This is a genomic window from Labilibaculum euxinicum, from assembly GCF_963678175.1.
In the GTDB taxonomy this organism is placed as follows: Bacteria; Bacteroidota; Bacteroidia; order Bacteroidales; family Marinifilaceae; genus Labilibaculum; species Labilibaculum euxinus.
Map to the genome: position 1 here is coordinate 4,651,048 of NZ_OY782756.1, position 22,280 is coordinate 4,673,327.

At 37.9% G+C, this 22,280-nt stretch carries 19 protein-coding genes and 1 tRNA gene; 4 read left to right on the plus strand and 16 right to left on the minus strand.

Going from position 1 to position 22,280, the window contains the following annotated elements; genetic code table 11:
• Positions 1–110 precede the first annotated feature (110 nt).
• Positions 111–1,568 (plus strand): OmpP1/FadL family transporter, encoded by a 1,458-nt coding sequence (locus ACY0M5_RS18300; protein WP_461630164.1) that lies wholly within the window; start codon positions 111–113, stop codon positions 1,566–1,568.
• 112 nt (positions 1,569–1,680) lie between these two features.
• Here the strand turns inward: ACY0M5_RS18300 and ACY0M5_RS18305 are convergent, their stop codons facing one another.
• The 10 genes from ACY0M5_RS18305 to ACY0M5_RS18350 all read right to left on the minus strand — a co-directional run bounded on the left by ACY0M5_RS18305 (position 1,681) and on the right by ACY0M5_RS18350 (position 10,849).
• On the minus strand, positions 1,681–2,955 hold the full coding sequence (locus ACY0M5_RS18305) for a sulfate adenylyltransferase subunit 1 (protein WP_461630165.1): 1,275 nt from the start codon (positions 2,953–2,955) through the stop codon (positions 1,681–1,683).
• Positions 2,956–3,010: 55 nt separating this feature from the next.
• The gene (cysD, locus tag ACY0M5_RS18310; RefSeq protein WP_101310541.1) at positions 3,011–3,916 is read right to left on the minus strand and encodes a sulfate adenylyltransferase subunit CysD; all 906 of its coding nucleotides are present in this window, start codon (positions 3,914–3,916) and stop codon (positions 3,011–3,013) included.
• A gap of 82 nt (positions 3,917–3,998) precedes the next feature.
• The gene (cysC, locus tag ACY0M5_RS18315) at positions 3,999–4,607 is read right to left on the minus strand and encodes an adenylyl-sulfate kinase (protein WP_461630166.1); all 609 of its coding nucleotides are present in this window, start codon (positions 4,605–4,607) and stop codon (positions 3,999–4,001) included.
• 173 nt (positions 4,608–4,780) lie between these two features.
• Positions 4,781–5,620 carry an enoyl-ACP reductase FabI gene (locus ACY0M5_RS18320; RefSeq protein ID WP_461630167.1) on the minus strand — a complete coding sequence of 280 codons (840 nt, stop codon included), beginning with the start codon at positions 5,618–5,620 and terminating at the stop codon, positions 4,781–4,783.
• Positions 5,621–5,738: 118 nt separating this feature from the next.
• Positions 5,739–7,394: a DNA repair protein RecN gene (gene recN, locus ACY0M5_RS18325; RefSeq protein ID WP_461630168.1), complete on the minus strand. Its 1,656-nt coding sequence runs from the start codon at positions 7,392–7,394 to the stop codon at positions 5,739–5,741.
• A gap of 58 nt (positions 7,395–7,452) precedes the next feature.
• The gene (gene porD / locus ACY0M5_RS18330; protein WP_461630169.1) at positions 7,453–8,358 is read right to left on the minus strand and encodes a type IX secretion system protein PorD; all 906 of its coding nucleotides are present in this window, start codon (positions 8,356–8,358) and stop codon (positions 7,453–7,455) included.
• Positions 8,359–8,417: 59 nt separating this feature from the next.
• Positions 8,418–9,011, minus strand: coding sequence for a phosphopantothenoylcysteine decarboxylase (locus ACY0M5_RS18335; protein WP_317163300.1), 594 nt, complete (start codon positions 9,009–9,011; stop codon positions 8,418–8,420).
• Between the two features lie 53 nt (positions 9,012–9,064).
• A complete protein-coding gene (locus tag ACY0M5_RS18340; RefSeq protein ID WP_225441296.1) occupies positions 9,065–9,622 on the minus strand; it encodes a flavoprotein in 558 nt (185 codons plus the stop codon).
• Positions 9,623–9,686: 64 nt separating this feature from the next.
• Entirely contained in the window at positions 9,687–10,022 is a 336-nt protein-coding gene (locus tag ACY0M5_RS18345; RefSeq protein ID WP_124991196.1) for a DNA-directed RNA polymerase subunit omega, read from the minus strand.
• Between the two features lie 23 nt (positions 10,023–10,045).
• The gene (locus tag ACY0M5_RS18350; RefSeq protein ID WP_124991197.1) at positions 10,046–10,849 is read right to left on the minus strand and encodes an outer membrane protein assembly factor BamD; all 804 of its coding nucleotides are present in this window, start codon (positions 10,847–10,849) and stop codon (positions 10,046–10,048) included.
• Between the two features lie 167 nt (positions 10,850–11,016).
• Here ACY0M5_RS18350 and ACY0M5_RS18355 point away from each other — a divergent pair, with 167 nt between their 5' ends.
• Entirely contained in the window at positions 11,017–12,267 is a 1,251-nt protein-coding gene (locus ACY0M5_RS18355) for an aminotransferase class I/II-fold pyridoxal phosphate-dependent enzyme (protein WP_461630170.1), read from the plus strand.
• Positions 12,268–12,378: 111 nt separating this feature from the next.
• Here ACY0M5_RS18355 and trxB read toward each other — a convergent pair whose 3' ends face one another.
• Positions 12,379–13,371 carry a thioredoxin-disulfide reductase gene (gene trxB / locus ACY0M5_RS18360; RefSeq protein WP_197092578.1) on the minus strand — a complete coding sequence of 331 codons (993 nt, stop codon included), beginning with the start codon at positions 13,369–13,371 and terminating at the stop codon, positions 12,379–12,381.
• Between the two features lie 180 nt (positions 13,372–13,551).
• Between trxB and ACY0M5_RS18365 the strand changes: the two genes are divergently transcribed.
• Positions 13,552–13,627 (plus strand) — tRNA-Pro (locus ACY0M5_RS18365).
• Between the two features lie 83 nt (positions 13,628–13,710).
• Here ACY0M5_RS18365 and ACY0M5_RS18370 read toward each other — a convergent pair.
• The 3 genes from ACY0M5_RS18370 to hutI all read right to left on the minus strand — a co-directional run bounded on the left by ACY0M5_RS18370 (position 13,711) and on the right by hutI (position 17,579).
• Positions 13,711–13,968, minus strand: a complete 258-nt coding sequence (locus ACY0M5_RS18370) for a hypothetical protein (RefSeq protein WP_461630171.1) — start codon at positions 13,966–13,968, stop codon at positions 13,711–13,713.
• Between the two features lie 334 nt (positions 13,969–14,302).
• Positions 14,303–15,994, minus strand: coding sequence for a glutamate formimidoyltransferase (gene ftcD, locus ACY0M5_RS18375; protein WP_461630172.1), 1,692 nt, complete (start codon positions 15,992–15,994; stop codon positions 14,303–14,305).
• A gap of 331 nt (positions 15,995–16,325) precedes the next feature.
• Positions 16,326–17,579, minus strand: a complete 1,254-nt coding sequence (hutI, locus tag ACY0M5_RS18380) for an imidazolonepropionase (protein ID WP_461630173.1) — start codon at positions 17,577–17,579, stop codon at positions 16,326–16,328.
• A 401-nt stretch (positions 17,580–17,980) separates the two neighbouring features.
• On the opposite strand from hutI, the gene ACY0M5_RS18385 reads away from it, so the two are divergent.
• On the plus strand, positions 17,981–19,576 hold the full coding sequence (locus tag ACY0M5_RS18385) for a YfcC family protein (protein WP_461630174.1): 1,596 nt from the start codon (positions 17,981–17,983) through the stop codon (positions 19,574–19,576).
• A 114-nt stretch (positions 19,577–19,690) separates the two neighbouring features.
• Here ACY0M5_RS18385 and ACY0M5_RS18390 read toward each other — a convergent pair whose 3' ends face one another.
• Together ACY0M5_RS18390 and ACY0M5_RS18395 are read right to left on the minus strand one after the other, a co-directional pair.
• Entirely contained in the window at positions 19,691–20,560 is an 870-nt protein-coding gene (locus tag ACY0M5_RS18390; RefSeq protein WP_461630175.1) for a hypothetical protein, read from the minus strand.
• A 14-nt stretch (positions 20,561–20,574) separates the two neighbouring features.
• Positions 20,575–22,275, minus strand: a complete 1,701-nt coding sequence (locus ACY0M5_RS18395) for a SusD/RagB family nutrient-binding outer membrane lipoprotein (RefSeq protein ID WP_461630176.1) — start codon at positions 22,273–22,275, stop codon at positions 20,575–20,577.
• Positions 22,276–22,280 lie beyond the last annotated feature (5 nt).

The window sequence follows — 22,280 nt, forward strand, 5'->3', positions numbered from 1 at the left end:
AAATTTACGATCACCCTAAATCTGATATAACTTTTCAGCTTACTCTCTTAATTGAATGGTTGCAACTTTTGATCAGAATAACACAAGACATTACTTTAAAATACTTTTTTATGAAACGATATACTTTTTTGCTCATCTTGTCCCTAATAGCAGGAACTTCGTATTCTCAGAGTGTAGATAATGCACTAAAATATTCGAGACAAGAATTTAACGGAACTGCGCGTTCAACCGCCATGGGCGGCGCTTTTGGCGCTTTAGGAGGCGACTTTTCAAGCCTAAGTATAAATCCTGCAGGTATTGGTGTTTACAGAAGTTCTGAATTTACATTTACTCCTTCCATTGAATATACTGAATCAAAAAACAATGGTTTTTCTGAAGATAAGTATAGTTTTACCATAGGCAATGTCGGCTACGTAGCTAGTTATGTTCCGAGAATAGCACCTGAAAAAGGATGGCAAAATTTCAACTTTGGAATTGGCTACAACCGAATTGCAAATTTCAATCGTGAAGGATATTTATTCAATTTAAATTCAGGAACTTCATTGCTTGATAAGTGGGCCGATTTGGCCGCCGGCAACTCTCCGGACAACCTGTACTCTTTTGAAGAAAAACTTGCTTACGATACGTATCTCATCAACAATGATGATGATTTAAACTATCAATCGGTACTCTTCGGAAATGATCGTATGGATCAGCAAAAACGTGTTGACGAGAAAGGATACATTGGTGAATACGTACTCTCTTTTGGTGCTAATTACGGACACAAATTGTATTTAGGAGCAACTGTTGGCATTCAAGATTTATACCACAAATCAACAACCTCTTATTCAGAATTTTCTCTTGCTGATAACATTACATCATTAAATGAATTCACCTTTAATGAATACATGACAACATCGGGTGTTGGTGTTAATTTTAAATTTGGAGCGATCTATAAAATCACAAACAGTTTAAGAGTGGGTGCGGCAATTCATACTCCTACATTTTATAATCTTGACGAAACCTATGATACATCAGTAAGTTCAGAATTTGATCCAAATATTCCTGATGCATTTCCTGAAGACGGAGATGCATATCATGCCTTCAAGTCGGAGTTTGTATCAAGAACCAGTTACGATCTTGAAACTCCGTTTAGAACAATTCTTAGTGCAGCCTACCTATTTGGCCAAAAAGGTGTACTTAGCGTTGATTACGAAATGATTGATTACTCTAATGCCGAATTTAACGACAGTGATGCAGGTGATTTAATGAACGAAAATCAAGACATTGCTAACTCGTACCGTTCAACTTCTAATTTAAGAATTGGTGCCGAATACCGCCTTACTCCTAATATAAGTATACGCGGTGGATACGCTAAAATCGGAGATCCTTACAAGAGTTTTATTGATGAAGGCTACAACACTTACTCTGCAGGTTTTGGAATTAAACAAAACAACTTCTTCTTCGATATGGCCTATCAATATAAAGAGTACGATGAAGATTTTGTTCTTTACTCAGGCAGTAATGATATAGTTAGCCTGAACAATACAAACCATCAGGTTCGAATGACCTTTGGATTCAAATTTTAAGAACACTACTACTATATCTAAAAGAGATTGCTATTATAGCAACCTCTTTTTTATTGCAAAAAAAATGGCTGAAACAATTGTCTCAGCCATCTTGTAATCCAACAATTGGATTTTATAAGATCATCCCGGCAGCAACCGTTTCATTGGTTCCTTCATCAATAAGAATAAAACTTCCCGTTAAACGGTTCTTTTTATACGAATCGAAAAACAATGGTTTGGCAACCTTAAAAGATACGCACGCAATATCATTTAACCCAACTACTTTATCATCTGTTACTTCATCCAAAGTATCAACATTAACTTTAAACTTCACATCACGAATCATACAACGGGTTTCGTTGGTAGTGTGCTTAATTGTATACTTTCCACGAGGCATCATAGCCCGTTCATTCATCCAGCAAAGCATTGCCTCAAATTCCTGACTAACATTCGGTACATTATTCGCGTCAACAATCATATCTCCTCTTGAAATATCAATATTGTCACTTAATCGTAATGTTACTGATTGAGGAGTAAAAGCAACCTCCTGTTCTCCGGTAAAAGAATCAATAGCCTCAATAGTTGTTTCAATTCCCGAAGGTAAAATCCGAACCTTATCGCCAGGATGAAAAACACCACTTGCTACCCTACCGGCATATCCACGATAATCGTGAAACTCATCAGATTGCGGACGAATTACATACTGAACAGGTAATCTTGAATCTCCATGATTACGATCATCAACGATTTTAATATTTTCCAGAAGATCCAACAATGGAGTACCGGAATACCAACCCATTTTAGTTGATGCATCCACCACATTATCACCCAATTTTGCCGAGATAGGAATAAAACGAACATCTTTAATGTTCAATTTATCAACAATCGTTTTTTGGTAATCAGCCTTAATTCTATCGTAAGTCTCTTGCGAATAGTCAACCAAATCCATTTTATTGATACACACAATAATATGTGGTATTTGCAGTAAATTGGCAATGTATGAATGACGAAGTGTCTGTTCAATTACACCATTACGTGCATCAACCAAAATTAATGCGGCATTCGCAGTAGACGCACCCGTAACCATGTTTCGGGTATACTGAATGTGTCCTGGAGTATCGGCAATAATAAACTTTCGTTTTGGTGTTGCAAAATAACGGTATGCAACATCAATGGTTATTCCTTGTTCACGTTCGGCTCTTAAACCGTCTGTTAACAAAGCGAGATCGACTTCTTCATCACCTCTTTTTTTACTGCTGATTTCGATAGCTTCCATTTGATCTTCGAAAATGGCCTTACTATCATATAATAATCTTCCAATAAGGGTACTCTTACCGTCATCAACACTTCCTGCTGTGGTGAATCGTAAAAGTTCCATATCTAAATATCCTGCTGATTTCTCTGACATAACTATATTTTTCTCTTAGCCTCCAGCTTCAAGCTTTTAGCCTCACATTCAATTTTTAAAAATATCCTTCTTTCTTACGATCTTCCATCGCAGCTTCCGACCTTCTGTCATCGGCTCTTGTTCCACGCTCGGTTGTTCTTGTAGCTGCAACTTCTTCGATAATTTCTTCTAAAGAATGTGCCTCCGATTCAACAGCTCCGGTGCAAGTAGCATCTCCAATGGTACGGAATCTAACGATTCTTTTCTCCGTCTTTTCTCCTGGACGCATTGGTATGCAATCACTCTTAGCCAAAAGAGTTCCATTTCTTTGAAACACTTCACGTTCGTGTGAAAAATACAGATTAGGAATTTCAATATTTTCAAGATAGATGTATTGCCACACATCCATTTCAGTCCAATTCGAAATAGGAAATACTCTAAAATGTTCTCCAATATGTTTCTTCCCGTTAAACAGGTTCCACAATTCAGGACGCTGATTTTTTGGATCCCACTGACCGAACTCATCTCTATGAGAGAAAAAACGTTCTTTAGCTCTTGCTTTCTCCTCATCGCGACGACCACCGCCCATTGCGCAATCTACTTTTAAATCTTCGATACCATCCAAGAGTGTAACTGTTTGCAACTTATTTCTACTGGCATTAAATCCAGTTTCTTCTGCAACTTTTCCCTGATCAATAGAATCCTGAACGTAACGCACAATAATACGGGTTCCTGTTTTCTCCATCAGCATATCTCTAAACTCGATGGTTTCTGCAAAATTATGTCCCGTATCAATATGCATCATTGGGAAAGGCACCTTTGCAGGAGCAAAAGCCTTACGAGCCAGGTGAAACATGATAATAGAATCTTTTCCTCCGGAAAATAACATGACCGGATTTTCAAATTGAGCAGCAACTTCACGAATCACAAAAATAGATTCAGCTTCCAGTTCTCTTAAATGATTAATATTGTATTCCTTCATTCGAAAATATTTTATTTGCTTTCTAACGGACTATTTATTGAAACAGTCATTTACAACAAAGTCTACTTAGTTTTCAACTTCACTAATTTCTTATTAACCGAGGTAAAATAGCTTCAATAACTTTTTCCACCGACTCCACAGGCGTCATTTCAGAGGTTTTGATTTCCAAAAAAGGATTCTCAGGTGCTTCAAAAGGTGAATCAAGGCCAGTGAAATTTTTAATTTCCCCATTTCTGGCTTTTTTATACAATCCTTTTACATCTCTCTCTTCACATACTTTATAAGATGCATTTACATACACCTCTAAAAAATCTTCTTTCCCAACTATTTCCTTTGCTACATCTCTAATGTCAATAGTAGGACTCACAAAACAATTAATTGTAATGACACCGCAATTCAGAAATAACTTAGATACCTCGGCAATTCGCCTGATATTTTCAGTCCTGTCTTCTTCCGAGAAGCCTAAATTTTTATTGATTCCTGTTCGGATGTTATCTCCATCAAGAATCTGGGTTAAAAACCCCCTTTTCTGAAGTTCCTTCTCCAATCCGATAGCAATAGTGGTTTTACCTGATCCGGAAAGTCCAGTCATCCAAATAACCTTAGAATTCTGATTTAAAATCTCCTCTTTATCTTCCCTTCCTAAAATCCGATCAAACACAGGATGGATATTTGTTGCCTTTGTGGTCATTAACTATTTTTTGTTTTGCTATTTTCTTACAATTCTGATTTTTGAAAAGTAAGGGCAAATGTACATATTATCAGTAGATTTTAAAAATCTACGCATTTTTGAATTCATGATTTTTCGCAAAAAAAAATCCGGATTTTTCAATCCGGATTCAAAAGATAATATTTAGCTTTTTATTATTCTTTACAATCGCAAGGATTAAAACTCTTATTGTATTGGCTCATAGCTCTATAACTCATGCCCATACTTGAGAAACCTCCGTCATGAAATAAATTCTGCATGGTAACTTTCTTTGTCAGATCTGAGAATAAAGTGATGCAATAATTCGCACATTCTTCAGCAGTAGCATTTCCAAGGGGCGACATTCGTTCCGAGAAATCAATTAATGAATCGAATCCTTTAACTCCGCTACCGGCAGTAGTCATTGTTGGTGATTGCGAAATAGTATTAATACGCACACTTTTTTCACGTCCATAGATGTAACCAAAACTTCTGGCGATCGATTCCAACATCGATTTAGCATCAGCCATATCGTTGTATTCGTACATTGTTCTTTGTGCTGCCGCATAAGATAAAGCAACTACAGATCCCCACTCAGCCATTGCATCAAGTTTCTTTGCAGTTTGCAATACTTTGTGAAATGAAATGGCCGAAATATCCAATGTTTTTTTCAAGTACTCGTAGTTCAATTCATCGTAAGCAAGTCCTTTACGAACATTTGGCGACATACCGATTGAATGAAGAACGAAGTCAATCTTACCACCCAAAATCTCCATTGATTTTGTAAACAACTCTTCCAAGTCCTCGGGACTTGTAGCATCAGCAGGAATTACCTGAGCATTACATTTTTTAGCCAATTCATCAATTGTACCCATTCGGATGGAAACAAGAGTATTTGTTAAAACAATCTCAGCTCCTTCTGCCACGGCAAGTTCTGCAACTTTCCATGCAATAGACATTTCATTCAAGGCACCAAAAATAATCCCTCTTTTTCCTTTTAATAAATTATACGACATACTTAGTAATTATCATTTTTTTCAGCTTCAAAGATAACACATTAAATTAAGAATGATCCTAAATAAGCTCATTAATTAAGACTGAATAAATTCTTTAATTCGATAAAATGTGAAACAATTAATTAGATAACAGCACCTTAGCATTGTCCAAAGCTGCCTGAGTGAGGTCAGCTCCGCTTAGCATTTTAGCAAGCTCTTCTATGCGGCTTTGCTGGTCGAGAAGTACAATATTTGAATAGGTTTCCAGCTCATCATCTGCCTTATAAACCTTATAATGATTTTTTCCTTTTCCTGCTATCTGAGGAAGGTGAGTAATACTGATTACCTGAATATTTTCTGCCATTTTATTCATCATAGTTCCCATTTTGGCTGCAATTTCACCGGAAACACCCGTGTCAATTTCATCAAAAACGATGGATGGCAATGCTGTCGACGAAGATATTAAATACTTGATACTCAACATGAGTCTGGACAACTCTCCCCCTGAAGCAACTCTTTGCACTTCCTCTAGCTGACCATTCTTATTGGCACTGAACAGAAAACTCAAATAATCACATCCCAAATACTGAAAATCTTCTTTAATCTGTGTAGAGATCTTAAAATTTGCGTTGGGAATTCCGAGCTGAACCAGCTGTGAAACGATTGTTTTCTCAATAGCGGGAATTACCTTTACCCTACTATCGGTAAGCTTTTTAGCTGACTTAATAACCAATTCTTCCTGCGCTTTTAATTGCATCTTCAAATCTTCAATGAAATCATCACCAGAAACAATTTTATCCACTTTTTGTATCAATTCTTCCCTGATTTGAATTAGCTCTTCAACAGAATTCACATGATGTTTCTGTTGCAGGGAATAAACAGCATCTAATTTCTGATTTAAAAATTCAATTCTTGAAGGATCCAATTCAACAGACTCATTACTTCGATCCAATTCCTGTGCAAGATCATTCAATTCGATATATGCACTCTCCAGTCGTTCAAAAAAACTTTCAGCATCCGGGAATACGTTTATGATTTGGGCTACTGCATTCCGCGCCTCTTTCAACTGCGTAACAATTGGAAATTCACCTTCCGACAGATTCTCGTACGCTTTAACCAAACCCGACTTAATCTCCTCGGCATGAGTCAGAGTTTCCAACTCAGCTTCCATTTCAATCTGTTCTCCGGCAACTAATTTTGCATCGAGCAATTGCTCCAATTGAAACTGAAAATAATCCAAATCAGCTTTTTCCTTGGCGGCCAATTCTTCTTGTTTACGCAACTCCTGCTTTAGCTTTTGGAATTTATCAAAGTACTCCTGATACTTTTTTAAGATCTCCGAATTGCCTGCATAAGTATCTACAATTCCTACCTGATATTCGAAACTTCCAATCACCAAATTCTGATTTTGGCTGTGCACATCAATCAGGCGCAAACCTAACTCTTTTAAAATTTTTACACTTACAGGCGAATCATTCACAAAAGCCCGGCTCTTACCATTAGGAAGTATTTCTCTTCGCAGCAGAGTTTCCTTTTCGTAATCCAATTCGTTGTCAGCAAAAAACTTCTCTAATTGATACCTTTCAATTGAAAATGAACTTTCGATTATGCACTTTTGTTCTTTATCCTTAAGTACATTCACCTCCGCTCTTTGACCTAAAACCAAGGATAAGGCTCCTAAAAGTATTGACTTACCAGAACCTGTTTCTCCCGTTATTACTGAGAAACCATCTGAAAATTCAATATCCAGCTTTGTAATTAAAGCATAATTCTGAATTGATATGGATTGAAGCATAGGAATCTAAAAAATGATCATGGTAACTCGGCAAAACAAGCTTATTCCTAAAATAGAATTACTTTTCTTTTTGCCCTATTATTTTATTGTATTTTGAAATATTGGCAGGATCAATTTCGCTGAGTATATTAAAAACCCTTTTCTTTTCATCTGTAAAGGATTCTGAAAAAATATTCACCAACTCATCGGCTTTTGCATCAAAAAATATTTGAAGAATAAATGATCCTGGTTTTGCTCTATATGCTTTCTGAAGTAATCGTAAACTTTCTGCTATTTCGGCTCTGGATTCAGTTAAACGCTCTGCCATATTATCCAACCCTAAACGATGGTAGCGATAAAGGCACTCTCGAACCGGGCTATAAGCATTGTTTAATATGTTCTCGACTAACCAATATCTGTTTTTCCTACTTTCGAAAGCCTTCCAACCTTTTACATTTGAATTTTGCATCTTATTTACAATCGCCTCAGCTTTTGCGTAATAAACACTCCCGCCATCCATCGAATAAGTATCGTAATCCAAACCTAAAACAATATAAGCATAGTAAGATAACAACGCAGTTAAACTGGTCGGTGCAGTTGCCTCGTTGAACTCTAAAGTTTGATACTCTACGTACTTGAACTGAACATCATCGTCCTTAAAATTTAGCAATACACTATTGTAAGAAGAATTAAATATTGGCCGGCTAACCTGAACCTGAACGGAGCCCTTAAACTCATCGGCAGATATTTGATTGGTTAAATTAATTAGAATCGTACATTCAATTCTCTCATCGTAACTATAAACATGATCTGTCCATCGCGTGGTATTCATAAACTCGTAAACCGCAGTCTGAAGCGTTCTAAATACCTGTTTATTGGTTCCCTGGATTTGCTGACTCACAATCTGAACATTACACCTTAACTCCTGAGAAAACAAAGGAATGGAGATGATAAAAGCAAATAGCAATACAATGAGTTTTCGCATAATTCGATTTCAAAAGTTAACAGCTAAAGTTAAAAATTTAAACGGAAGTGAACCAATATTTATTCTTCATAATATGCAATCAATTCATTAACGATATCTTTTGCCACCTCTGCTTTACTTTTCAACCCGAACTTTTTACACTCACCACGCTTATTTATTATTGTTATCTTATTGGTATCGTACTGAAAACCGGCACCTTTATCATTCAAAGAATTAAGAACTACGAAATCCAGATTTTTCTTCTCCAACTTCAATTTGGCATTGGTTTCTTCATCGTTTGTTTCCAACGCAAAACCGACCAAAAATTGATTTATTGTTTTAATGCTACCCAAAGATGCAGCAATATCCTTTGTGGGAGTAAGCTCTATGGTATAATTTTCCTTTCCTCTTTTCACCTTAGTATTTTCGGTTGTTACAGGTGTAAAGTCAGCCACTGCAGCGGTCATAATTCCACCATCGCAAGACGGAAATGCCCGTAACGATGCCTCGTACATTTCCCGAGCAGAAACAACATCAATACGTTTTATATTTTGATTTTGAGTACTTAAAGAGGTAGGTCCGCTTACCAAGATAACCTGAGCTCCTTGGGAAGCTAATTCTTCGGCTATTGAAAAGCCCATTTTTCCAGATGAAAAATTACCAATAAAACGCACAGGATCAATTTTTTCGTAAGTTGGTCCTGTGGTAATTAAAATCTTCTTATTGCTTAGTTTTTTTTTTTAGATTCGAAAAATTCGATAATTTTCTTAACGATAATTTCCGGTTCTTCCATTCTTCCCTTTCCGTAAAGTCCACTAGCCAACTCACCACTCGAAGGTTCTATAAACAAATCGCCGTAGGATCTTAAAATTTCCATATTTCGCAATGTGGCAGGATGCTTAAACATATCCAAATCCATTGCAGGTGTATGAATAACCGGACACTTGGCTGAAAGATAAGTTGTTAAAAGTAAATTATCACAAATACCATTTGCCATTTTAGCCATTGTATTGGCCGTAGTTGGTGCAACAATCAATAAATCTGCCCAAATACCTAGATCTACATGACTATTCCATGATCCATCATCATGCTTAAAGAAATCTGATAATACGGTATTTTTGGATAAGGTGGCCATGGTTACAGGAGAAATAAACTCCTTTGCATAGGTAGTCATGATCACTTTTACATTGGCTCCTTCTTTCACCAATAAACGCACTAAAGAAGCGGCTTTATAAGCAGCAATACTTGCGGTAACTCCAAGAATAATGTTTTTATCTTTTAACATAAATCAGACTTAAAAATAAAAAGTTCCCTTTTGCTGCAAAGGGAACTAATAAACTATTTTGTGATTAATCTTCTGCTTGTACCTCTTTTGCAGGATTTCTGTAATAGATTTCTCCATTAATAAATTCCTCAACCGCGATTAAAGATGGCTTTGGCAATCTCTCGTAATATTTAGAGATTTCAATTTGCTCGCGATTTTCAAAAACCTCTTCCAAGTTATCTGTATAAGATGCAAACTCCTGCAACTTCTTATTCAGCTCACTTTTCAGTTCAACAGCAATCTGATTAGAACGTTTTGCCATAATCACTACAGATTCGTAAACATTACCCACTTCTTCACTTAACTCAGTCATGTTACGGGTAATTGTAGAACTTGCTGCATTTGTTTTCTTGTAATCCATACTATAAAAGAATTAGATCTATTTTAAATATTCGTATTAAACTTACTCAAGTAGGCTTCTATACCTTCAATCATTTTTTCAGCACGCTTTCGATACTTACTTTCAGGGAATTCATCAACAAAAGAAAAATATTCTTCCTTTGCGAGATTGTATCTTTCTCTTTTTTTGTCTTCAACACTTAATAAGGCCAATTCATATCGAGATTCCAACAACATAAACATTAAATCTTCCCGATAAGAAGAACCAGGGTAATCTTTCAATCCATTTTGCAAGGAAACAATTGCTGCAGGAAAATGTTCTCTGTCATAATAATTTCTTGCACTTAAGAATGATTTCAGCACCAGCTTATCCTGCATCTCATCAATATAATCGTTGCACTTTGGAATTCTGGTAGAATTCGGATAGCGGTTAATGTATAATTGAAAAGCATCAATCGCATCTTTTGTTGATGTCTGATCCAACCTTGGTTTTGGTGACTCCAAATAGTAACAATATGCACTCATATACAAACTCTCTTCTGAATATGGACTATCCGGAAATGTTTTCAAGAAATTCCTGAAGAAATATCCAGCAGAAATATAATCTCCCGAACCATAAGAACAGTAAGAAATATAGTAGCTGATTGTTTCCGCTTTGCTTGTTCCCCGATAAATTGGCAATAACTCCTCAAAAAGAGTTGCAGCTTTTACATATTCCTCTGCATTATAGTATTCAACAGCCTTCTTATATTTCAAAGGATTATCGTTACTCTTTAGCAATTTCTGGTAATCGCTGCATCCACCTAAAATAAAGGCGAACAGTAAAAAAACATAAACAATTTTTCTCATAGGTATAGCTACTCTATTTTTTTGCATTTTGCAAAGATATAGTTTTCAAGCGAAAAATAGGATACTTTCCACTCATATTATACAATTCTTTATAATTTATTGCTAAAATTCCAAAAAACATTACTTTTGCACAGTTGCAATTAAAACATTTCAAAAAAGCATAGACTGTGGATATATTTGACAAAGTTACATCAAAAAGAGGAAATCTAGGGCAATACGCTAAGCAAGCTCATGGATATTTTGCATTTCCTAAATTGGAAGGTGAAATAGGATCAAGAATGAAATTTCGTGGGAAAGAAGTTTTGACATGGAGTTTGAATAACTATATCGGATTAGCAAATCACCCTGAAGTAAGAAAAGAAGATGCTGAAGCTGCTGCAAGATGGGGATTAGCCTATCCAATGGGAGCTCGTATGATGTCCGGACAAACAAGCCGTCATGAAGAGCTGGAAGCTCAACTGGCTGATTTTGTTGGAAAACCAGATGCATTTCTTTTGAATTTTGGTTACCAGGGTATGGTTTCTATTATTGATGCAATGGTTGGTCGTCATGATGTGATTGTTTATGATTCTGAATCACATGCATGTATCATGGATGGATTGAGACTTCACGTTGGAAAACGCTTCGTTTATCCTCATAACGATATGGATAATCTTCGTAAAGAATTAGACAGAGCTACCAAATGGACTGAAAAAACCGGTGGTGGAATTCTTGTAATTACTGAAGGTGTATTCGGAATGGCTGGTGACCTTGGTAAATTAGATGAAATTTGTGCTCTTAAGGATGATTTCAACTTCCGTTTACTTGTTGATGATGCTCATGGATTTGGTGTAATGGGAAAAACCGGCGCTGGTACTATTGAACATTTCGGTGTTGAAGACAAAGTAGATTTGCATTTCAGTACTTTCGCAAAAGCAATGGCCGGTATTGGTGCTTTTATCGCCTGCAGCGAAGAAGTTGGTACTTACCTTAGATACACAATGAGATCTCAGATTTTTGCGAAATCATTGCCAATGCCTATCGTAGAAGGATCTATTAAACGTTTGGAGTTACTTAAAAACTCTCCTGAATTGCGTGAGAAACTTTGGAACGTAACCAATGCTCTGCAAACTGGTTTAACTAAAGCCGGATTAAACATTGGCGTAACAGAATCTCCTGTAACACCAGTTTATTTATCTGGTAGTGTGGCTGAAGGAACTCAGGTAACTATGGATTTAAGAGAGAATTACAATATTTTCTGTTCTATCGTTGTTTACCCTGTAATTCCTAAAGGACAATTACTGCTTAGATTGATTCCTACTGCAATGCACACTATAGAAGATGTTGAGTACACTGTTAATGCATTTAAAGAGGTTGCTAAAAAATTGAAAGATGGTAAATACAGCAATGAGAAATTTGCTGATATTTTTAATCAATAGCATTCTAAACAATACAATATAAACGACATTCTTTCGAATGTCGTTTTTTTTTGCAAAAAAATTACCCGACTAACAAGTAATCGGGTAATCTATATCTAACAAAATTTGCATTTATTCTCTTTCAGAAAGAAATCTCTCAGCATCCATAGCTGCCATACATCCTGAACCTGCTGAAGTAATTGCCTGACGGTAGTGAGGATCTTTTAAATCTCCTGCTGCAAACACTCCGGGAACATTTGTTTTGGTCGAATCCGGCTCTGTCAATACATATCCTTGCTCATCAGTTTTTAAATACTTACTAAATATCTTCGAATTAGGTGTGTGCCCGATTGCGACAAAATAACCATCTATTTTGATGTCCACTTCTGTCTCATCGGCCTCTCCCATTCGCTTTATCAACTTAGCCCCCTGCACTACACCGTCGCCATAAAGCTCTTTGGTATTGTGCTCATAAAGCACTTCAATATTTTCTGTTCGGGCAACACGATCCTGCATAGCCTTAGAAGCTCTTAAATAATCTTTACGTACAATTAAATATACTTTCTTACACAAACCAGCCAGATAAGTTGCTTCTTCTGCTGCTGTATCGCCACCTCCAACTACTGCAACATCCAATCCACGGTAAAAGAAACCATCGCAGGTTGCACAAGCTGAAACTCCCGAGCCCATATATTTTTCTTCGGTTGGAAAGCCTAAATATTTAGCGGTAGCACCTGTTGCCAAAATAACAGTCTCTGCCATAATAATTTTCTTTCCATCAACAATTACCTTGTGAGGATAAGTAGAAAAATCTACTTCAGTTACTAATCCCCAACGACAATCTGTGCCAAATCTTTCCGCTTGTTTTTTTAAATCAGCCATCATAACCGGGCCGGTAACTCCATCTGCATATCCGGGGAAATTATCAACCTCTGTTGTTGTTGTCAATTGTCCTCCGGGTTGCAAACCTTCAATTAAAACAGGATTCAAATTTGCTCTTGCGGCGTAAATTGCTGCAGTATATCCGGCAGGACCAGATCCAACAATCAGACATTTTACATTTTCCATATCCCCTTCAGGTGTAGAAGGATTGGTATCCTTCAGATTCATTGACTTAAATTCCATATATATTAATTATTCTGTTTCTAAATAAGTTTTCGAGTAGCAAATCTACAAAATATCTAGATAACTACAAGTGTGTTTATTCATAGAAAAAGTAGATGTTCACATCAATTAACTCGAATCTTTCAGCTGTTTTCATTTTGACAATTCTTAGACATAAACTATATTTGTTGCCTGCAATATCGGGGCGTAGCTCAGCCAGGTTTAGAGTACGCGTCTGGGGGGCGCGGGGTCGGAAGTTCGAATCTTCTCGCCCCGACAATGTAAGATTACTTATTACCAAGCGGTTACTCCTTCAGTAACCGCTTTTATTTTGTCTTATTTTCTCTTAAATATTGCGGTTTAAGATGCTTTTTGTAGCTTTAAAAGCATAAAAACACGACAAAAACGAGACAATAAAACAGCTACACTAAAATTAAATACATAGCGAGCAAAAAACGATAACACCTCCCCAATAATTTTAGTTGTAGGACACAAAACTAAAGCTTCATTTATATCCACAATTTTTTCAATCCCTGAGAAATATTGGGATAATGGCAGAATTAAAAGAGGTTGTCCAGATGTTGAAAATATAAGATTCGCAAACAATAAACTAGCCATGATGCTTAAACAAGTTGAAAAGGTTGTGTGAGGCTTTTTTACAATCTGGATGGTAACGACAGAACAGCTTTGCTTTTATACCGAACTCAATCTTATTAATTTATTTTATAACCGTCCAACTTTTAGGGGGCACTTCAAATTGGATTGCCTGAGGTACGAAGGCTAGCCGTGGAGTTCAACGGAAAACCTGACCCGAAGGGGAACCCCCAAATAGTTGAGAATTGGTAATTAAGAATGTAATAAAATGGGTAGGATCATGCCATGGAGTGACCAAAAAAAGCAAATAAAAAAGGGACACGCCGTAACGTATCCCCCAATATGATGATGTAGTGTATTAAATTTTAGCGTTTACCATGGCTACAATCTCGTTTTCGAGAGCAATGGTCTTATCAACAATTGCCTGTCCTTTGGCGATGATATCGGCAGCCCAGGCTTTGTCCTGCAAATCGGCAGCGTTAATCTTCACATTCATGAAAGCACCCAACACACCCGAACGGGCAGCCAATGCGCCAACACCGGCATCGGTTACCGAGTTAGGATTTCCGATTTCGGCCATAGCTTTGGCAACATCCATCGATCCCAAACACAGCTCCATGGTTTGAAAAGGAACCATAGTTGCAAATTTCGTGGCCTCTTCCATGGCCTCGGCACGGGCAGTTTTCTCAGCATCGGTGCCCTTTGGCAAACGAATAGCATCCATAATTTTGTTGAAGGCGTTGGTGTCCTCATCAACCAAATGAACCAGCTTGCTGTGGTAGTATTTGCCTTGCTCAGCCCAATCGGAGAACTCTTCCCAACGATCATCCCATCCCGGCTTGTGAGCCGACAGGTTAGCCACCATTGAACCCAAAGCGGCACCCATAGCACCCATGTAGGCAGAAATTGATCCGCCACCCGGAGCCATCGATTCGGAAGCTGTTTCGTTTACAAAATCGGTTAAACTTAAGTCAACCAATTTCTTCTGATCTTTGTCTTCGAGGATGTACTCGATAATTTTTTTGTCGGCATCGAATGGGTACAACTCATCCAGTCCTAACGATTTAACTGCGATTTTAATGATTTCGCGATCGGCAATACCGGTTGAACGGCCTTGCATGCGCAGGTAATACTTACCGGCATCCAACATCGCTTTTAACGGCACAACACCTACCAACTCCGATCCTGTAACACGGATACCACGATCCTGAGCCTTAGCGCAAACCTCGTCGAATGCTTTGTGAATAGAGGTTACAGTTAGGTCGGTCATGTTCATGGAAATCTGGGCAACGCCAAATTCTTCGATAAACCATCCGATTGCCTTAGTGGCTTTAAGAGTTCCAGGAATCATTACCGGATTTCCTTTTTCATCGGTCACTATTTTTCCCGTTGCCGGATTTCCTTCGCGCAAGGTACGTCCACGCTCGCGAACATCGAATGCGATGGCATTGGCACGACGGGTTGAGGTGGTATTTAAGTTGAAATTGTAAGCAATTAGAAAATTACGCGCTCCAACAGCAGTTACTCCGCTTTTTGCAACTGCAGGTGTAAATTCGGCAGGTCCGAAATCGGGTTTCCACTGCTCGGTGCCAATTCTGTCTTTAACCGCTTCGTACTCGCCTGCACGGCAAACTGCTAAATTTTTACGTTCTGGTGTGCGTGCTGCACTTTCGTAGCAATAAACAGGAACACCTGCTTCTTCGCCAATGCGTTTTGCCAACTTGTGTGCGTACTCAACAGTCTCTTCCATACTGATGTTGGCAACTGGTACCAAGGGACAAACATCGGTAGCTCCAAAACGAGGATGAGCACCCGAGTGCTTACTCATATCGATTAACTCGGCTGCTTTTTTTACAGCCCGAAAGGCTGCTTCGCAAACCTCATCGGGCGTACCCACCATAGTTACTACGGTACGGTTGGTTGCTTTCCCAGGATCAACGTCGATTAAACGTACGCCTTCAACAGATTCAATTTCGTTGGTAATCTGCTTAATGATATTCATGTCGTTCCCTTCAGAAAAATTAGGAACACATTCGATTAGTTTTTTCATTGTTGTGATAGATATTAGACATGAGATGTGAGAAATAAGATGTGAGAAACGAGAAAACTCAATTCTTCCCCAACAAGCTCCTTAATCATAACTCTCTGTCTGGTTGTTACTGTTCGTTGTTTTTAATATTTTATTCTTGTCACCTCATCCCCCACCCCCTTCTCCTAAAGACGAAGGGGGGCTTTTCTTCATTTTTGCATTAGAGCCGGTTTACTGCTCTGTTCCCTCTTCTGCAGGAGAGGGTTAGGGTGAGATGTTTTACCTACTCTGCAATATAGAAATTGAGATAGTTTCTCTCTCATATCTCAAATCTGATATCTCGCTTCTATCCTTACAACACCTTCCCGCGTAAAATCACGACATCAATCAGGTTGCTTCCGTAGGCATAGGGCATATACTCCACCGAAGGAATTTCTTTGGTGATGTAAACATTGGCGATTTTCCCTTTGGCAATACTTCCCAATTCATCCTCAACGCCCATTGCATAAGCCGAATTTAGGGTAGTGGCATTAATAGCCTCCTGTGGCAGCATTTTATAATTGATACAGGCCAGCGACATAATAAATTTCATATTTCCCGATGGCGACGATCCAGGATTAAAATCGGATGCCAAAGCAATTGGCAATCCTGCATCCATCATTTTACGCACCGGCGAACAAACCATGTTTAGGAAAAATGCCGCTCCGGGCAATACAGTAGGCATAGTTTCCGATCCTTTTAAAGCTTCAATTTCGGCATCGCCAACAAACTCTAAATGATCCACCGAAAGTGCATTGTACTTCACTCCTACTTGAATTCCGCCTGAATAATCCAATTCGTTGGCATGAATTTTAGCCCGCATGCCATGTTTCATTCCTGCATTTAAAATCCGGTCGGTCTCTTCAACCGTAAAAAATCCTTTGTCGCAAAATACATCAATATAATCTGCTAAATCTTCAGCAGCAACCAAGGGTATCATTTCATTAATTACCATATCAACATACTCAGCTTGTCTGCCTATGTATTCAGCAGGCACAGCATGTGCTCCCAAAAAACTTGATTTGATAGTAAGCGGTGTTGATTCCTTTAAGCGCTTAATCACGCGAAGCATTTTCAATTCATCGGCAAGCGTTAAGCCATAACCACTTTTAATTTCAACAGCTCCGGTTCCCAAACTAATAATCTCGTGAATTCGCTCCATGGCCGATTCGTACAACTCCTCTTCCGTTGCTTCGTGCATCAATTTGGCCGAATTCAAAATTCCTCCGCCACGTTTGGCAATCTCTTCGTACGATAAACCTTTAATTTTATCGGAATATTCAATTTCGCGACTTCCCGCATACACCAAATGAGTATGCGAATCGCAAAAACTAGGAAAAACCATTCTTCCCGTAGCGTCATACTCCTCAATGCAATCAAAACCTTCCTTGTCATCAAAGTCAGGAATGTCTTCCATTTTACCAAAATCAGTAATTCTATCGCCTTCAATCAGCAAGTAGGCATCTTCAATGCAATTCAAATTGGCCATATCGGTTCCGGCAACCCATTTACGAGCTTCCGTATCAACCTGAACTAATGTCTTTATATTACTTATTAACAACTTCATGTTATAGATATTTGATATTAGATGTGAGACATGAGAAATCCCCATTCTCTATATTTTCTTAACTCAATATTTCTTTCCGGGCGTTTCCCTCCTTGGGTCGGGTCAGGCTTTTCTCTTCTACTCCTCGTTCTTCCCCACAAAATCCCCCACAACTCGGGGTATCTGTTTCAATCCTTAACGCACTGTATCATTGCTCAGTTGCTCAACTTCTATCTGTTGCTTTTCACAATCTAAAAAGTTGGGAAATCACAATGCAAATATTAGGGAAAAAAGAGCAAATTGCAAACCTTTTCGAGTTGCCTTTTAAAATAAATTCAAAGCTTCCATTCTCTTCATATTTTTCTATTTTTACACATTCAATTTTACAAGAACAATCAAAACTTACAACAAACCTACAAATCATGTTTAAAAAGATACCGCATACTTATGTTATTGTATTCGCTATAGTCGTTCTATCAGCCATTCTCACCTGGCTAATTCCGGGCGGAGAATTCGAACGAACTGCCGTAAATGTTAATGGAACCAACCGCGAGGTTATTGTACAGGATTCCTACCAACAAATCGAAAGCCAGGGTCAGTCATGGGAAATATTCTCTTCTTTTTTCAAAGGATTTGTTGATAAAGCCGACATCATCATGTTTATTCTCGTTATTGGCGGCGCTTTCTGGATCATGAATGCGAGCAAATCTATCGATATTGGAATCTACTCTTTTCTGGAATTCACCAAGAAACTGGAGAAAAATAAACTGATCCGAAAAATTGGGGTCAACAACATTATTCTCACGCTAATTATGCTCATATTTAGCATTTTTGGAGCTACCTTCGGCATGAGTGAGGAAACCATAGCCTTCACCATTATATTTGTACCCATGGCCATTAAAATGGGATACGATTCAATTGTAGGTGTAGCCATCTGCTTTGTTGCTGCCGGACTTGGTTTTGCCGGAGCTCTTTTAAATCCTTTCACCATTGGTATTGCACAAGGATTATCGAACTTACCATTGTTCTCGGGTATCGAGTACCGATTATTTTGTTGGGTGGTGATTAATTTTATCGGTTTTGCTTTCATCTTACGATATGCGGCCAAAGTTCGCAAAAACCCTGCAAAATCATTGGTTTACACCGATGATGAATACTGGAGAAAGCATCACGATACCGATATGGAGGCAATTAAATATTACACACCAAAATCAGCATGGCTAACCTATATCGTTCTCTTGGTTTCTATGATTGGCTTTTCCTACTACTATCCTGTCAGTACCCTGAAAATCGGAAACTCCGAAAGTACCTTTATGGTACTGCCAATTATCACAGCTCTTTTTGCCATTTCAGGAATAATGTCACTACGCAAATCGGTTCATTTTTATATCCTAAACCTACTTCTGTTCACAATTATCTTCCTGATTGTCGGCGTAATGGGCTACGGTTGGTACATCATGGAAATTGCCACCCTTTTCTTTGCTATGGGAATTTTCTCAGGTATTGCCTTCAATAACACAGCCAACGAAATTACCCACCTTTTTCTTGACGGCGCCCGTGATATTCTTTCTGCAGCCATGATTGTTGGCTTAGCAGGTGGAATCCTAATCGTTCTGAAAGAAGGTCACATCATCGATTCCATTCTTTACTACATCTCTCAATCGATGAATGATTTTGGGAAAATGGCTTCAGTAAGCATGATGTATCTAATTCAAAACCTCATCAACATCATCATTCCATCCGGTTCGGCAAAAGCAGCTCTTACCATGCCAATGATGTCGCAATTCTCCGATTTAATTGGTGTATCGCGTCAGGCAACCGTAATGGCTTTTCAATTTGGTGACGGTTTCACCAATATGATTACACCAACCTCCGGTGTTTTGATCGGTGTATTGGGTGTTGCCAAAATTCCTTACGACAAATGGGTAAAATGGATCGGCGGTTTTATGGCAATCCTGATTTTATTGGGCTTATTATTGTTGATTCCGACCGTTACTATGGAGTTAAATGGGTTTTAAGTGTAAATCAACTAAAAACTTGACTAGTCCTAAATAAAAAAAGGGTTGTTCGAAAAGAACAACCCTTTACTTAAATTACCATTAGAATTAATCTCACTTAATTCTTAATTACTACTATAGTTTAGTAAGAGTCATTTGATAAGCACCTGGTCCTCCACCACAAGCACTCTTATTATTATCTAAGAATTGAAGAGTAATTGTAGAATCATCTGTTAGATCAAATGTTGCAACATTATCAGAATCAGGACCAAATTCCCATGAAGGACCACCACAACCCAATCCAGATGAAGTTTGCAAAATAATCACTTGATCACATATTAAACTAAAATTAAATGGGATTCCATCAAAACCAAAGAAAGAAGCTTCAAATGATCTTTCTGTTGGCCCTTCCGAAACAACGGTAACCGTTTGATCTCCCCAATTTCCTGCGGGATCCGTAAGAGCGTATTGCCCTGTAAAAGGTGCCTGCAAACCACAAGCAACTGTATAATTCAATATAGCCGTGAACAATGGTGAAGTAATTACGTCATCACTGTAATTAGGTCCATCTTCCTTGTAACCCGGAATAACAGTGCCATCAGTTAATGTAAGCTCTGCAAAAAAGCTAAAAATATCTCCAGCAGTTAAATCTGTTGCATCTGCCAACTGTGGGAATAAGTCTACAATCTCATTAACCGTTAATGAAACATTCTGAGGATATGTACTTACATCAGCACTAACTGTTGCAAAGAATCTATCTCCTGCAACAGAATTATACACAACCTTTACGGTTGCAGATGCAACCGAACCTTGTTCTATGGTTAATGCAAAACCTACTTCTCCTGAAGCAGGATCGGCCTTATCGATAAAACCATCTTTTGTATCATCAATAGTGAAGTTTGGAACTGCAGAATTTTTTGCTAAATCAATCTGATCTAAATTTGAAGTAGAACAAGAAAGAAGCAGTCCAATCAAAAAAATTGATATTATATGTATTTTCTTCATAATTCTAATATTTATTAATTATCCCAAAAAATTGAATACGTCGCTTGTTGTTTCTGATCAGGCGCATTTGAGTTTGTATTAATCTCACCTGCAGGCCAATAGATAGAAATAGGATAATCTCGCCCCAAAGTTGTTTCGGAATCAAGTAATGGATCACCTTGTGCACCGTCAGAGTTTTGCCCTGCATCAATTTGGTATTCATTTGTACCATTAGGATTAGCCAAAATAGGGTATCCTGTTCTTCTAATATCATTGTACTGATCTGCAAATTTCCCAAAACTGGCAATCCACTTCTGAGTCATTATGATTTCCATTTTTTGATCATCTGTTGCAGCATCAAATAGAGCAATAACATCATCAATATAACCTGTTACCTCTGTAGTTCCAGATAATACAGGAATAGACTGAGATGATTGATTGTTTTCAGCTATATCATCTACTTTGGCAAAAGCTGCGACTATAGCTTCTCGTAGTTTAGCACTAGCATCACCCGTAACAACGCCTGCTTGTATCAATTCAGCTTCAATAAATAAGCGTTCGTAATAATTAATATATTGGAAAGGAGCAACTCCTGTACCATCGCTAGAACCCAAGTCTCCGTCTGGGCTTCCCATTCCGTCATCATAACGCCCACCACAAATATACATTCCTACCATTGTTCCTGATCCTCTTTGTCCGCTATCACGACCATCACCAATAGAACCAAATCGTATTGAAACAAAATTGGTATTAGGATCGTGATAATCAATCGGATTCTGAGCTAATTCTCCTCCAGTCAATTGATTAAACCAATAGTAAGGGATACGAGGATCTTCAACACTGGTAAAATAAGGAGTTGGATTTACTCCCATCATGATTTCATAGAACCAAGGGCTTATATACTGAGTTATCTGCCCACCTCCATATTCTGCCGCAAACAAAGGATGTCTTTCGTCTACTGGAGCTAAAGCAGATGAGTATTTAAACTCAAAATCTTCGTCTAATTTACTTATTAAATTTCCTCCTGAGATAAGCGAATTCACAGCAGTCGCATCAAACAATGCAGGATAAAGACGTACATTATTGTACATTTTCAATTTTAGTGTATTAGCTGCTTTTATCCACATTTCAACATCTCCACCATAGATCAAATCATCCTCTCCAGGAGTTTTACTATTCTCGGCTGTTTCATCGTTCAAATTTGCAATAGCTTCATCCAACAGCGCAAACAAGGATGTGTAAATTTCAACCTGATCATCAAAAGTGGGAGCTATTATAGATTCACCTAATTTATTAGCTTCTGAATAAGGTATATCTCCCCAGATGTCAACAGCCTTGCTAAAAGCATCTACTTGAATAATTTTTCCTATCCCAGCATAGATCATGTTTCGTTGATCCGTAGCAGTACTAATTAAGCTGTTCAAATTGGTATTGGTTAGGTATAAATTCGACCAAGAATTTGAAATAAAATTATTTCCAGTCGATAGACCATATTGATCTGCTTCTTCTCTAACCACTATTTGGTGTGTAAAAACTCCAAGGAAATTAGCCATCCAAAAATCTCCTGAGTTATATGTATCCGCAGCATCTTTCTGAATTTTAGAAGTCAGCTGATCCAATGGTGCAACTGTAGGATTATTAGGATCTGTGTTAATATCAAGATAGTTATTACAACCAGTCACTCCTAATAACACCCCACAAATACATATTATTATTATATTTTTATTTATTTTCATATTTT